Raw genomic sequence first — 13,481 nt, 5'->3', positions numbered from 1 at the left:
TTCAAGCGGCGGCGGCGGCTTCACGGACCAGCGCGGCTGCGGCATCCAGAAGGGCTCGTGCGAGGTCGGTGTCGTTGACCGCGCGCGCCAGCGTCACGGCGCCGACCATCGTCGCGAGAATGGCCATGGCCTTGTCTCTGGACCCCTGGTCGCCGTCCTTGGTGATGAAGCGGCCGAGCACGTCGAGATGGGTCTTGATGCCCGCTTCGAACTCGGCCTTGACGTCGGGACCCTGCCGGGCGGCGTCCGCGCCGAGGGCCACGATCGGACAGCCGTCCATTCTCTCTTCGCGATGATCTGCACTGAGATAGAATCCGATCACTGCGCTGAGCGGATCGTCAGGATTGCGCGCGGCCGCGTCCGACCATCGGCCGGAAGCGCTCTCCAACGCGCGCTTGGATGCCTCGACCGCCAGGTCCTCCTTGGACGCGAACTGCTTGTAGAAGGCGCCCTGGGTGAGCCCGGCCCCCTCCATCAGATCCTTGAGGCCAATGCCGTCAAAGCCGCGATCCCTGAAGAGGCGACTTGCCACATTGATCACGGTTTGGCGGTTCTCCGCGGCTTGAACGCGACTGACGCGCATCGTGCTCCTCCATTTGGATTTCAGCCGAAATCTATGTCCAATATAGATGTCGAATGACATCTATCAAGTGGGCAGTTGCAGCTGGACCGGTGATTTCCTGAGATCACGTTCCCGTCAGGTCGCCAAATTTAGATTGTGTTCGACCTCTAATTCGATATAGAGTTCGAACGAAATCTAAATCGCACAGGAGACTGTCATGAAAAGGGGAACTGCCGTTTTGGCCGGTATTATGATCCCGGCGGGGGTGGCCACATTCGTCAGTCTCGGCATTTTCACCCCAAAGGCCTCTGCCGTGAGCGACCCGAGGCAGGAGCCGCCGATGGTCAGCTTGGTGAAGGCCGCGCGGGTGAACGGCTCCGAGCGCGGGTTCACAGGCACCATCGGCGCGCGGGTGGAGAGCAATCTCGGCTTTCGCGTCGCCGGCAAGATCGTCGAGCGGCTGGTGAATGTCGGCGAGCAGGTCAAAGCCGGGCAGCCTCTCATGCGGATCGACGAGACCGACCTCCGCCTTGCGCTTGCGGCGAAGCGTAACGCCGTGGCCGCGGCTCGCGCGGTAGTCGTGCAGACGGATGCCGATGAGCGGCGATATGCCAACCTGGTCAACGACGGATGGACGTCCAAGCAGCGCTACGAGCAGGCGAAGGCCGCCTCGGATACAGCCAAGGCGCAGCTCGCCGCGGCCGAAGCCGAGGCAGGGGTCGCCGAGAACCAGGCGACCTATTCCATCCTGGTGGCAGACGCGGACGGCACGGTCACCCAAACGCTTGGCGAGCCCGGCCAAGTGGTCTCGGCCGGCCAGGCGGTCGTTCGGCTTGCGCAGTCCGGGCCTCGCGAAGCCGTGGTGGCGCTTCCCGAAACGATCCGGCCGGCGATCGGCTCGTTCGCCGAGGCCAGCCTGTATGGAAGCGATGGACGCCGCTACGCGGCGCATCTGCGCCAATTGTCGAACTCTGCCGACGCGCAGACCCGGACTTACGAGGCCCGCTACGTGCTCGGCGGCGAGGCGGCGGCAGCACCGCTCGGCGCGACAGTCACGCTTCGGCTCGCAAGCCAGGACAGTCAGCCGGAAGTCCAGGTGCCGCTGGGCGCCGTGCTCGATGACGGCAGGACAACGGGCGTCTGGGTGTTCGACAGCGGCAGCTCGACCGTACACTTTCGCCCCATCAAGCTTCTGCGCGTGACCAGCGAAGCGGCCGTCATCTCTGGATCGAGCTCCAGTGATCCGATTGTGTCCCTCGGCGCTCACCTCCTGCACGAGGGCGCCCGCGTCAGGACCGCCACCGACGGCGGGAGCAAATCATGAGCTTCAATCTTTCCGCGGTCGCCGTTCGCGAGCGGGCCGTCACCCTGTTCTTCATCATGCTGTTGGCGGCAGCAGGCGCCTACGCCTTCTTCATGCTCGGACGGGCCGAGGATCCGTCCTTCACCATCAAGACCCTGACGGTCACGACGGTATGGCCCGGTGCGACGGCACGCGAGATGCAGGACCAGGTCGCCGAACCCCTGGAGAAGCGGATTCAGGAGCTGACCTGGTACGACCGGGTCGAGACGACCACGCGGCCGGGTTATGCGTACATGACGGTGACGCTGAAGGACAGCACGCCGCCATCGAGGGTCCAGGAAGAGTTTTATCAGGCTCGCAAGAAGCTCGGAGATGAAGCCCGCAAGCTGCCGGCCGGCGTGCTCGGCCCCTTCGTCAACGATGAATATTCGGACGTGAGCTTCGCGCTCTACGCCCTCAAGGCGAAGGGCATGCCGATGCGTGAGCTCGCCAGGAAGGCGGAGGTGATCCGCCAGGACCTGCTGCATGTGCCCGGCGTCAAGAAGATCAATATCTTCGGCGAACGTCCCGAGCAGATCTTCGTGGAGTTTTCCTATCCCAAGCTGGCAACGCTCGGCGTGTCGGCACAGGATATCGTTGCCGCCTTGCAGCGGCAGAATACGGTGACCCCGGCAGGTTCGATCGACACGAGCGGGCCACAGGTCTTCATCCGGGTCGACGGCGGTTACGACAGCGTGCAGGCGATCGCCGACACGCCGATCGTCGCTGCGGGACGAACCTTGAAGCTGTCCGACATCGCCGAGGTTCGTCGCGGCTACGAGGATCCTCCCACCTACATCATCCGGCACCAGGGCGAGCCCACGATCATGCTCGCGGCAGTGATGCAGGAGGGCTGGAACGGTCTGGCGCTCGGCAAGGCGTTGGAAGAGAGGTCCGCAGCCCTGGCGCGGACACTGCCGCTCGGGATGACGCTCGACAAGGTGACCGATCAGGCCGTGAACATCACCTCCGCGGTCGACGAGTTCATGATCAAATTCGCAATGGCGCTCGCTGTGGTGCTGCTGGTCAGCCTGCTCAGCCTCGGCTGGCGCGTGGGAATCGTCGTGGCCGCCGCAGTCCCTCTGACGCTGGCCGTCGTGTTTCTCATCATGCTGGAAACGGGCCGATTCTTCGATCGCATCACGCTCGGTGCTCTCATCCTCGCGCTTGGCCTGCTCGTGGACGATGCCATCATCGCCATCGAGGTGATGGTGGTGAAAATGGAAGAGGGGATGGACCGCCTCAGTGCGGCGGCCTACGCATGGAGCCACACTGCGGCGCCGATGCTCTCGGGCACACTCGTGACGATCGCGGGGTTCCTGCCGGTGGGGTTCGCGCGCTCGACCGCCGGCGAATATGCCGGCAACATCTTCTGGGTCGTCGGGTTCGCTCTCATCGTCTCCTGGATCGTCGCGGTGATCTTCACGCCTTACCTTGGTGTCAAGATGCTGCCCGCGATCAAGCCTATCGAGGGCGGCCACCACGCGATCTACGACACGCCGAACTACCGGCGCTTGCGGCGGATCATCACCCTGGCCGTGCGCCACAAGTTCCTGACCTGCAGCCTCGTCGTGATCGCTTTCGCGCTGTCCGGCCTCGGCATGGGCGCGGTCAAGCAGCAGTTTTTCCCGACGTCGGATCGCCCCGAGGTCCTCGTGGAGGTTCGCCTGCCGGAAGGCACCAGCATCGAGACGACGACCGCCGCCGTCGAGAAGCTCGAACGCTGGCTGCATGATCAACCTGAGGCGAAGATCGTGACCAGCTATGTCGGTCAGGGCGCGCCCCGCTTCTTCTTCGCGATGGCGCCGGAGCTCCCCGATCCGGCCTTTGCCAAGATCGTCGTGCTGACGCCAGACGCCGAGGCGCGCGAGGCTTTGAAGCAGCGGCTCCGGGAGGCGGTATCACACGGCCTTGCCCGGGAAGCGCGTGTGCGCGTCACCCAGCTCGTCTTCGGGCCCTACACGCCGTTCCCGGTGGAGTTTCGGGTGATGGGCCCCGATCCCGCGAAATTGTACGCGCTCTCTGAAAAAGCCGTCGAGGTCATGCGGGGCGTTCCCGACGTGCGACAAGCCAATCGGGATTGGGGCAATCGCACACCCGTGCTCCGCTTCATTCCAGATCAGGATCGGCTGAACCTCATCGGCCTCTCGCCGGCGGAAGTCGGGCGGCAGCTCCAGTTCCTCCTCACTGGCATCGCCGTCACGCAGGTCCGCGAGGACATTCGCAATGTCCCGATCGTGGCGCGCAGCGCCGGCGGTGAGCGGCTGGATCCGACACGGTTGGCCGACTTCTCACTGACGAGCCGAGACGGCCGTCTGATTCCGCTCGACCAGATCGGCCATTCGGAAGTCCAGCTCGAAGAGCCGATCCTGAAGCGCCGCGATCGCACGCCGGTCATCACGATTCGTTCGGACATCAATGAGGCGACGCAGCCTCCCGAGGTCTCCAAGGACATCGTGAAAGCCCTCCAGCCGCTGATCGCATCGCTTCCGGCCGGCTATCGGATCGAGACCGGCGGCTCGATCGAGGAGGCCACGAAGGCCAATGACGCGCTCGCGACCGTCTTTCCCGCCATGATCGCCGCAACGCTGATCGTCATCATGCTTCAGGTCAGATCATTCTCGATGATGGCCCTCGTCATGCTGACCGCACCGCTTGGTCTCGTCGGCGTCGTGCCTGCGTTGCTGATCTTCAACCAGCCCTTCGGATTCAACGCGATTCTGGGACTGATCGGACTGGCCGGGATACTGATGCGCAATACCCTGATCCTGACCGAACAGATCAAGGAGAACCGCGCGGCGGGCCTCGACGACTACCACGCCGTCATCGAAGCCACGGTGCAACGCACGAGGCCCGTGATCCTGACCGCACTTGCGGCCGTACTCGCGTTCATCCCCCTCACACACTCCGTCTTCTGGGGATCGATGGCCTATACCTTGATCGGCGGCACGGCAGTCGGCACGGTGTTGATCCTGCTCTTCCTTCCTGCGCTGTATGCCGCCTGGTTCCGCATCAAGCCGACTGCGGATGAGATCCCTGTGAGCGCGACGGACAAACCGGAGTTGCGAACAGCAATGGCTGCCGAGTAGGGCTATCTCTGATCAGCCGGCGGCGCGGCAGCCTTCACTCGCTTCGCTCTTGATGTGTGGCGCTGGCTTGCCGGGCCGAAGCTCGCGGCCGAAGTCCGTCTTCGCGTCCGCTTTGCTCCAGCTACGCCGGACCGTTCGCCCTTCGGTCGTTGCGTGGCTGTGCCGCGCGTAGCCCGCAGTGTTGGTCCACTTTAAGAACGACTCGCGCAAGCCTTTGATTTCGCTCCACCCCGCATTTTGAGTCCGACTCGATTTGGGCTTTAAGAACGACTCGATCCGTCCATTTCGACGATAAGAACGACTCGATTTCGTAGTTCGTTGTTTTTTCAGATTTTCTAGCGACGAGGATTCCGCCTTGCCGGACCGGCCCGTAAGGTCCCTTCCCAGCAGAGGGAGGCCGGTCATGGACACCAGAGTGCTGCCGCGGATGCAGGAGTTTCAGCGGCTCAATTTCGCGATCCTCACCAAGAGCCACGGGGATCCGCGGTGGGTCGAGATCACGACGCCTGAGCAGGCCGAGTTCGCCCATCGTGCATCGAAGACGCCGGTCCATGTTCAGTTCGCTGCCGAGCGCGCCGACAACGCGGGCCGGCCCGCCCCCCATCGCTGGTTCATGTACGCGGTGGTCGATCCGATCGAAGGCGCGATCCAGGGCAGCATCATCGTGGCCGCCCCGGGCCCCGGTGCTCGCTTGCGGCAGGCGGCTTGCCAAGTCGCGCCGACCTACACGGTCGGGTTCGCCGGCGCCAACCCGTATCCGGACAGCCGCGACGAGATCGATGAGCTGGCGAGAGCCGTCGGGATCCGGATCGAGCCGAACTTCGCCGGCAACCTGATCGAGAGCAAGACGCCGCGCCTGCACGAACTGCTGAACCTCTACGGCGCGAGCAAGTTCAAGGACGGCTGGCGTCCGGAGTCGTTCGGCGAGCTGGCGGCGATGGCGCGGACCAGCGGCCTCTTGGACGAGGACGCCGATTTTCTGGTCGCGGAGATGACGTCCTATGGCGAACAAGCGTTCGGATCCGCTTGGAAGCCGCGCGAGGCGGACGAGGTACTGGGAGGAATGGAGCGCGCGGACGAGCTGCGTGGTCTCCTCGACTGGCTCGAGGCCACCCTGGACGCCAAGATGTATCCGACTTCCTGACCGCGCCCGTAGCCAAATTGCCTCGGCTTCGCGCTCGATCAGTCCGACGTATGACTGATTTTGTTCTTGTCGTGGCCGTTCTTCCTGCGCGCTTCGACCACCGACTTCAGCACGATCCCATGACGGGATAGATTGACCTGCAGACTGTGAGGCCCGCACTTGAAGCCGCGCGTCGCCAAGGCGGCCGTGAGCTCCCGAAGCGTGACGTCCGGATTTGCATCGATCCGAGCACGGACGAAATCGAGGTGATCGTCGAAGGGATAGCGGCGAGTCCCGCGCCCCTTCTTGGCCGCCGTCTGTCCCGTCGATTTCCAGGTCTCGAGCCACCATTTGGCTTGCAGGAACGTGACGCCGAGCTCCTCGGCGACCAGACGGGGAGGCCGGCCATCGCGGAAGACGGCGCGGATGAGCTTCACCCGAGGATCGTCGCTCTGTTCCGGAAGCTTGGCCAGCCGTTTCCTGCGCGTTTCGAGCAAGGTCTCGACGACGGACTCGACCGCACCGCGGTCGTAGGCAAAATCCTTGTTCTCCTCGAGAGCGACCACAGGCTCGATCCCCAGTCCGGCCAGCAGCTTTCTGACGCCGCGCAGCGTCTCCATGGTCTTTTCGGCGACTTCCGCCGTGAACACCAATTTGCGCGCAACAGCCTCGACGTCGACCCGCCGATAGGGCTTCGCCCCTTCGCGCCCCGGCTTCAGCACGTCGGGGCGTCTGCCGACCAGCCGGTAGAAGAGGGGATCGCTGATCTTCAGGATCTCGGCCGCCGTGCTCGCGGAGATCCATTCGTCGGTCGAGATGCTTTCGTGCCGCATGTGCTTGCGGACGCCGGCGAGAAAGGCCTTCACGTCGGCGACGACGAGGCTCTGACGGATGGTGCCGCGCTTGTCGCCTCCAGCGAAGACCTCCACGTCACCGGCCGCTATGGCGGCGACTATGGCGGCCCAGGGGAGCTCGACCTCGGAGCCGAGAGACCTCGCCGCGAACGGCAGCGAGACCGTCGTGCGCGATCCTTTCGGCTTCGCCCGGCTCCAGATCCGGTCGTGGAGCTGCTCGATCGACTTGATCGAGTAGCCTTCTTCGCCCTCGAGAAAGCCAACTACCGCGCCGGTAAGGCGGACGACCAGGCCGCGGTCGGCGAGACTCTGCAGCACCGGTCGCGGTATTCCCAGGCGCTTCGAGGCCCCGAACACCGAGGTGGCGTCCTTCAACTCTTCCACCAACGGCAGAAGATCGGATCGGCTCATCTGCACGGGTGAACGGTCGGCCCCCTCTGCGCGGAGTGTCCGCACGCGCCCGCTTCTGGCGAGGCGTTCGATATGATGCTTGTTGATGCCGAACTCGCGCGCCAGCCGGTAGATAGGAAGGAAATCGCGGCCTTCGACCTTGTGCTTCATGATGCGATGGAAATTGCCGTTCGCGGCCATGTCCGTTTCGATCAGAACCTTGAGCACTTCCCGAAGCTCCGGCGAGAGATCTTCGTCGCTGGTCAGGCGACCGAGTTGCCCGAGTTCCTTTTCGCTGCCGTAGGCTCTGGGACGTTTGTCGGCGTCGACGCGATACCGCGCGGCGAGGGCCGCGAACCCTTTGTCGCCACCAATGATGGCGCGGCCTGCAAGGGCGATCATCTCGGGCGTCAAGCTCGCGAAATCGGCTAGTGTCCTACCGCGACCCAGCGCAAAATGACCGACCGACGGATCCTTCCGCAGCCCCGTGGTCATCGCGATCACGGTCTCGAATATCTCGTCGTTCGGGAAGTCCTGCCAGGGCGCCGGCAGAAGCCGCCGCACGGCGGACCTGACCTCCGGGTCCGGATCGACCAGGCCGGTGGCGAAGTCGAGGGCCTCCACGTCTTCCACCTCGACCAGGGGCTGCGGATAGTCCCTGAGGTCGACGCAATGGAAGCCGCGCCCATCGAAGCACTTCTCGCAGTGCTGAGGCGCGTGGACCTGCTTCCAGCCAAGCTTGTCGCTACAGACTGGGCAGGCGTCGAGCAACCTTTCCCTGGTCCGGGGGTCGAAGCAAAAGGGCCGCAGGTCCCAAACGGCGCGATGATAGAGATCGACCGATAGCGCTCTCGGAGAGACCCGACGGATCGACCACTCGCGATAGTGCCTGCGTACCTTCACGCCGAAGAAGTCGATGGCGGCGGCCCTGGCGCCGCGCCAAGAAACGGCCCGGTACGACCTGTCCCGAACGCTCTCGGGCGCGCAATCGAGCAACTCGGCGAAGGCGAGCGCCTCCTCGTCCGCGAACTCGATCATGGGCAGGGTTTCCGGCTGCTGCGCGAGTCCGGCGGCGGACATGGCCCGCCCGAGCCGTCTGAAGACCGTTTTACTGAGGCAGCGATGGGCGAAGCCCAGAAGGCTTTCGTCCGCATACGGCACTCCGATACGGCGGCCGCTCGGCGGGAAGTGCCCCGCGAAATTCATCAGGCGGGCTCCTTCTGCTTCTTCTTCGCGTCCAAGGCGACCGCGTCCAGCGTTTCCTGCCTGATGTTGTTCTTGAACGGATCGTGGTTCGGCTTCTTTCCGCGTTGGCCTGTCTGGTCGGAGCCGTTCCACGTCTGGAAGCAGACTTCGATGTCCTTCCACTCGAGGAATTCGCGACCGTTTTGCATCGCCCGACGGATGGCCAGCCGCAGGATCCGCGACACGGTCCCGAGAATGCCTTCCGCCATGTCGAAGAGTCTCGCGCGATCCTCGACGCTATGGACGAGACCGAGCTTCCTGGTGACCACGCCGTCCTTAACCATCTGGCTCTCGAGCCTGTCGATGAAGCCGAAGAAGTAGCCGCGGTCCTCCGCCTTCGCGACGTCGAATCTCGACAAGTCCGCCTTCATGTCGAGCACTTTTCGCGACTTCAGTTCGTCGTCCATCTTGAACAGACGCTCGACCTTTTCGGTACCCATCAAGATGACGGAAAAGATCCCCTCGTTGACCAGGCCGTGGATGCAGCGCGCCATCTGAGGACCGAGCTTGCCGCCGTCATACGCCAGAATGCTGTGGGCCTCGTCGATGACGAGGATGCGGGTGTTGTACTTCCGCGCCTGAACGCGGATGGCCTCGTTCACGATGTCCTCGTGGTATCCGTTCGTCTGTTTGCGCAGTTCGGAGGCCTGCTTGCGGTCCAAGGGCTCCAGGATGGACGCCTGGAATGCCTTGGGGCTTTTGACCCCGCGCATGGTGACGATCAGCACGGGGATATCGCCCTCGGGCGTTTCCTTGTCGGCGTAGATCTCGTCGATCACGATCGACATGGATGTCGACTTCATCGAGCCGGATGGCCCGATGATCGGCAGCACCCATAGTTCGCCCGACTTGATCGGGCGTCCTCTCGCGGCGGCCCTCCGCTGCTCGTCGCGGGCCAAGACCTTGTTGGTGGACGCCATCAGCGCCTTCGTGCACTTCCGAATGTCGTCGAGACGCGGATGCCTGAGGTGGATCTCGTCGAAGATCGCCTGGCGATCCGCGATCTCGTCCTCGGTGAATTTCTTCTGTTTTTCGCTCATGGTCGCCTTTTGTCCTAGTAGTCCCATCCTTCGCCGGAAGGCAGATTGCCCACGCCGTCGTCGTCACCCGTGTCGTCCCCCTTCTCGGGCGTCTTGTCTTCGAGCGGGTCCCACCCTTCGCCATCCGCGAGGTTGGCCTTTCCGACCTCTACCTTGAGGGTCGGATCGGTAGGAGCTACAGTGGCTTCGGCGAATTCGCGGACCTCGCGTTCGCGTCGCTCCTCTTCCGCTTCCCGCTTCTGGCGCTCGATCGTCCGCTGCCGCTTGGCGAGGGTCTTCTTGGGCTGCTTCTTGCCGTCGATCTTCGGATTCTCGCCGTCGATGGTGGCGGCGTACATCTCATCGGAGACCGGCTGCGGCTTCGCCTTGTTGTGTCCGTCCGTGGAGGGGTCGGCCTCCGCGTCCTCGATCGGAAAATCGTCGTCGTCCTCGTCGTTGACCATCGTGTCGTCGTAGGTGCCTTGCGAGAAGGCGAGCCCGCGTCGGGCGTCGCGGCTGTCGCGCATGGGCAGCTTGCCGGCCAGCCTTTCCCATTGGCGGCGCAGCCCGTCGCGCGCCTTCCACCGACCGGCCTCGCTCTTGCATGCGAGATCCTTGGCCTTGCCGAACTCCTGGATCTTCTCCCAGTGCCAGAACGACAGACCGTTGAAAAACTTCTGATCCTCGTTCCGCAGAGTGACGTAGCAGGGCGTCTTCGCTCCGCGATTCCAGACTACGACGGAGCCGCAATCGGCGGGATTCCACTTGATCACCACCTTGACGCGTCCCGGCCCATAGGTCTTGTCCGATTGCGTCCGCGCCTTTTCGTAGCGCACCAGATCGTCCAACAGATCGCTGGTGACCTCGGGGTCGTGGAAGGTCATGTTCTTGAACCGGATCCCTTCGGTCGAGAGTTCGACCGACTCGACCCGGCCGACGAGGTTATCGAGGGCCGCGACGTCGCGAATGATGTGCCGCTTGCGATAGGCGATCTTGTCCCGCCAGACGCGGGCGGGCATCGCGCCGATGCCTTTGTGCTTGCGGTGGTGGTATCCGATGATCGCTTCGTGGATGAGGGCGTCCAGATCGTCGAGCGACAGGACCGCGTCGCTCTTGGGATCGAGGCCGACGCTTCTCATGAGGTACGGATTGTACGGAACGCCGCCGGCCAGCTTGTGGGCGAGCATCTGGTTCATGGTGCGGAAGAACCGCTCGCCGATGGATTTGAATTCCGGCGTGCGCGCCGGCGCGAGAATGAGATCCGTGCCGAGGTCCCGCAGCGAGTGGCGGAACGAGGGGCTCTTGTTCTCCCAGGCCTGGTCGACCAGGACTTCGTTCGGCCGGCCCCAGCCGTCCCAGCCGTCCGTGATGTGCGGATAGAGGGTCCGGACGTAGCGCTTGTTCTTGTTGACCCGCTTCAGGACGGTCTGGATGGTGTAGACGCTCGGCGGCTCGAAGCTCAGGAGATAGCCGACGATCATCCTGGTGCAGACGTCGATCGCGACGGTCAGGCCCGGCCGGCCGAGCGGCAGGAATTCCTTGGAGTCGAAGACCATCCAGGTGTCGAACACGGTGTGGTCCATGATGACGAGCTCCAAGGGCCAGTCGGCCTTGATGTGCTCCTTATTGCCCTTGAACTTCCGCCAGGCGTCGGTCTTGTCGTACTTGGAAGCCCAGTTCTCGAAGCACATCGTCTTCCGGATGCGGCGGCGCAGGATGTCCTGCCGCTCAGGGAAGTCGAGGGGCTCGAGGTCGCTGGCCTCGCGCGCCTCATTGAGCGCATCGACTTCCGCTCGGAACTTGGCGTAGGCATTGTTGTAGTCGAAGACGCGGTCGCTCCAATAGAACTCGATCGCGTCCCCGATGAGCTTCTCGACTTCGTCGGGATACCGCCGCCGCGACGTCTTCCCGCGCAGCGAGCGGAAGACGCGCAGCGGCCTGTTCCCGGGCTCCCCGCAATGGTTGATGCAGTGGCGCAGCCGCGCTGGTTTGACGACGAAACCCTGTTCGCCCTTTCCCGGCTCCAGCCCTAGCTGGATGGCGACCGGTCGCCACTTGGCGATGAGAGCTTGAAGCCCCTTGTCACCCTTGGGCGCGCGGCCGAGTTCGTCCCACTTGCGGGTATAGAACTGCAACGCCAGCGAGCGCCGGCCCTCCCAGGTCAGCTTGGCGCGCTTCGGGTCGTCCTCGTCCGTCCAGAGTTCGCCGGGCGCGAACTCGGCGTTGTCCAGGCGCTGCGTCTCGTTGCTGGAGCGGAATTCGATCAGCTTCGCCTTGCCCTTGGAATGCAGGTCCACGAACCTGTGCTCGGGCATGCGCAGTTCTAGGCCGGTGTCCTCGCGCTCGAACAGGAGAACGTTGTTGCGCTTCTCCTGCTTGAATTCGTAGAGCCCCGTCGGAAGCTGGACGAGCTGACCCTGCTTGATATCGATGGTGAGCGTCATGTCGGTCTTCTCTTGGACAGGCGGGATCAGGCGGCCACTGCGGGCCGCCTGAAGGTTTCGTCGGAGGAGAACACGATGCTCTCCGGCCTGATCGACCGGGTGATGTCGATGCAGACCTCGCCTCTCACGATCATCGCGTGCAGCCGAGCGGTGCCGTCGCGATCCCACGGATCGTCGCGCCTGCTGAGGGCGGCGACGGCCTTCGCGTAGGTCGTCCTGCCGCGGCCGAGGCGCATCAGCTCGCCGAGCCGGAGGTGATCCTCGGTGCCGATCGCGGTGAAGCGATCGAGCCGGATCAGCTTGGCGTTCGCGAGCGCCAGCGTCGGCAGGATGTCGGTTTCCGCGGCGACGACGCGGAACGTCCATCCCTTCTTGCGGCAGACGACGCGCGCGAGCGCGATCTTACTCGCGTAGCGGGGATCCTTGGCGATCTCGGCCTGGGTCTTCTTGATCTCGATGATCTCGATCTTGGGGCCGAGCCTGCGCTCGATGTCGGGGAAGTAGTCCATCCTGTCGCCGTCCGCGAAGTGAAATTCCATACGGAACGGTTGGACGAGAAAGGACGTCACCCGGTAATCGACCTCGGAGATCCACATGAAGTGTCTCTCGTCGATCGCCTCCCAGGCGAACGCACGCCGGTTCTTGCGCGACGTGAAGACTCCCGTCGGCTTCCTGTGCCCCCGTTCGAGGATGGTGCGGATCGGCCCGCCACCCGTGGCGCGCACGATCTTCACCAGACTCGGCCGTAAGCTACCCGTGGTTCTTCTCTTTTCGGTTTCCTTCGACATCGCAGCCTCCTGCCGCTCGGCGATGGACATGGCTCCGCCGTTCAGGCTCCGCGTGCGTGCGGGCCCGTCGGTGGAGGACGGTTAGTGCAGGTCTTTCAGCGGGTTAGCGCCGGACGGTGCGGTGGCGCTGCGAGGATGTCGGCTGCGTCGCGTCGATCGTCTTCGATCGAACCGAACAACCTCCCGTTCACTCTCCGAAGCGAACGATCACGCAGCTACGCGCACCGCGGGTGCGCCAGCCCGTCCGGACGAGGTTGTCGTCTGCCTCTCGGCCGGCACCGGAACGGTGCGGACGACGACCTGCGACGACTGGCGACCTGAACGGCGTCTGCGCCGAGTTCGCCGTGGATCTTGGATCCGCGGAGAAGCTTGACGCCGTTCGGCCGGCGGTCGCGCCGCACCTCGAGGTGGCTCTGGGGATGGGGCATGGCACGTTCTCCCGAGTCCGGCGCGAACGTTTGCGCCGGCGCTCTACTGGAGGCGGGGGAGGAAGCGGCTCACGCCGGACCGCATCGCGCAGGTCGGGTCGCGAGAGTGCTACGGAGAAGCGGAAGCTCCGTTGCGGAGGTCGGGGACAATCATGGGACTTCTCCTCGTCGCCGGCACGGCCGACGTTCGAACTGGG

The 13,481-nt window shown here is 64.1% G+C and carries 8 protein-coding genes; 3 read left to right on the top strand and 5 right to left on the bottom strand.

Features of this window, described 5'->3' with window-relative positions; genetic code table 11:
- Window position 1: 1 nt before the first annotated feature.
- Window positions 2–583 carry a TetR/AcrR family transcriptional regulator gene (locus tag GDN70_RS31605; RefSeq protein ID WP_152103488.1) on the bottom strand — a complete coding sequence of 194 codons (582 nt, stop codon included), beginning with the start codon at window positions 581–583 and terminating at the stop codon, window positions 2–4.
- Between the two features lie 196 nt (window positions 584–779).
- On the opposite strand from GDN70_RS31605, the gene GDN70_RS31600 reads away from it, so the two are divergent.
- From GDN70_RS31600 to GDN70_RS31590, 3 genes are all read left to right on the top strand, one after another.
- Complete coding sequence (locus GDN70_RS31600) at window positions 780–1,886, top strand: efflux RND transporter periplasmic adaptor subunit (RefSeq protein WP_152103487.1); 1,107 nt, start codon at window positions 780–782, stop codon at window positions 1,884–1,886.
- Window positions 1,883–4,993 (top strand): efflux RND transporter permease subunit, encoded by a 3,111-nt coding sequence (locus GDN70_RS31595; RefSeq protein WP_152103486.1) that lies wholly within the window; start codon window positions 1,883–1,885, stop codon window positions 4,991–4,993. The genes GDN70_RS31600 and GDN70_RS31595 overlap by 4 nt, the downstream gene beginning before the upstream one ends.
- A gap of 403 nt (window positions 4,994–5,396) precedes the next feature.
- The gene (locus GDN70_RS31590; RefSeq protein WP_152103485.1) at window positions 5,397–6,137 is read left to right on the top strand and encodes a hypothetical protein; all 741 of its coding nucleotides are present in this window, start codon (window positions 5,397–5,399) and stop codon (window positions 6,135–6,137) included.
- 38 nt (window positions 6,138–6,175) lie between these two features.
- On the opposite strand, the gene GDN70_RS31585 is transcribed toward GDN70_RS31590, so the two are convergent.
- Genes GDN70_RS31585 through GDN70_RS35270 form a run of 4 tightly spaced genes read right to left on the bottom strand, consistent with a single transcriptional unit; the run spans window position 6,176 to window position 12,856 of the window.
- Window positions 6,176–8,566, bottom strand: a complete 2,391-nt coding sequence (locus GDN70_RS31585; protein WP_152103484.1) for a hypothetical protein — start codon at window positions 8,564–8,566, stop codon at window positions 6,176–6,178.
- A complete protein-coding gene (locus GDN70_RS31580; RefSeq protein WP_173015910.1) occupies window positions 8,566–9,645 on the bottom strand; it encodes an ATP-binding protein in 1,080 nt (359 codons plus the stop codon). Before GDN70_RS31580 ends, GDN70_RS31585 begins: the two co-directional genes overlap by 1 nt.
- 14 nt (window positions 9,646–9,659) lie before the next feature.
- On the bottom strand, window positions 9,660–12,068 hold the full coding sequence (locus tag GDN70_RS31575; protein ID WP_173015909.1) for a DDE-type integrase/transposase/recombinase: 2,409 nt from the start codon (window positions 12,066–12,068) through the stop codon (window positions 9,660–9,662).
- A gap of 26 nt (window positions 12,069–12,094) precedes the next feature.
- Window positions 12,095–12,856: a TnsA endonuclease N-terminal domain-containing protein gene (locus tag GDN70_RS35270; protein WP_173015908.1), complete on the bottom strand. Its 762-nt coding sequence runs from the start codon at window positions 12,854–12,856 to the stop codon at window positions 12,095–12,097.
- Window positions 12,857–13,481: the final 625 nt, after the last annotated feature.

The organism is Bradyrhizobium sp. TM102 (assembly GCF_009176685.1).
Classification (GTDB): Bacteria; Pseudomonadota; Alphaproteobacteria; order Rhizobiales; family Xanthobacteraceae; genus Bradyrhizobium; species Bradyrhizobium ottawaense.
Note: the sequence above shows the minus strand (reverse complement) of the source record. Positions and strands in the feature narration are given on the sequence as shown.

Bases quoted from the DNA above. Each gene is read 5' to 3' on its own strand.
- GDN70_RS31575 (WP_173015909.1), bottom strand. From the start codon at position 12,068: ATGACGCTCACCATCGATATCAAGCAGGGTCAGCTCGTCCAGCTTCCG.
- GDN70_RS31600 (WP_152103487.1), top strand. From the start codon at position 780: ATGAAAAGGGGAACTGCCGTTTTGGCCGGTATTATGATCCCGGCGGGG.
- GDN70_RS31590 (WP_152103485.1), top strand. From the start codon at position 5,397: ATGGACACCAGAGTGCTGCCGCGGATGCAGGAGTTTCAGCGGCTCAAT.
- GDN70_RS31585 (WP_152103484.1), bottom strand. From the start codon at position 8,566: ATGAATTTCGCGGGGCACTTCCCGCCGAGCGGCCGCCGTATCGGAGTG.
- GDN70_RS35270 (WP_173015908.1), bottom strand. From the start codon at position 12,856: ATGTCGAAGGAAACCGAAAAGAGAAGAACCACGGGTAGCTTACGGCCG.
- GDN70_RS31605 (WP_152103488.1), bottom strand. From the start codon at position 583: ATGCGCGTCAGTCGCGTTCAAGCCGCGGAGAACCGCCAAACCGTGATC.
- GDN70_RS31580 (WP_173015910.1), bottom strand. From the start codon at position 9,645: ATGAGCGAAAAACAGAAGAAATTCACCGAGGACGAGATCGCGGATCGC.
- GDN70_RS31595 (WP_152103486.1), top strand. From the start codon at position 1,883: ATGAGCTTCAATCTTTCCGCGGTCGCCGTTCGCGAGCGGGCCGTCACC.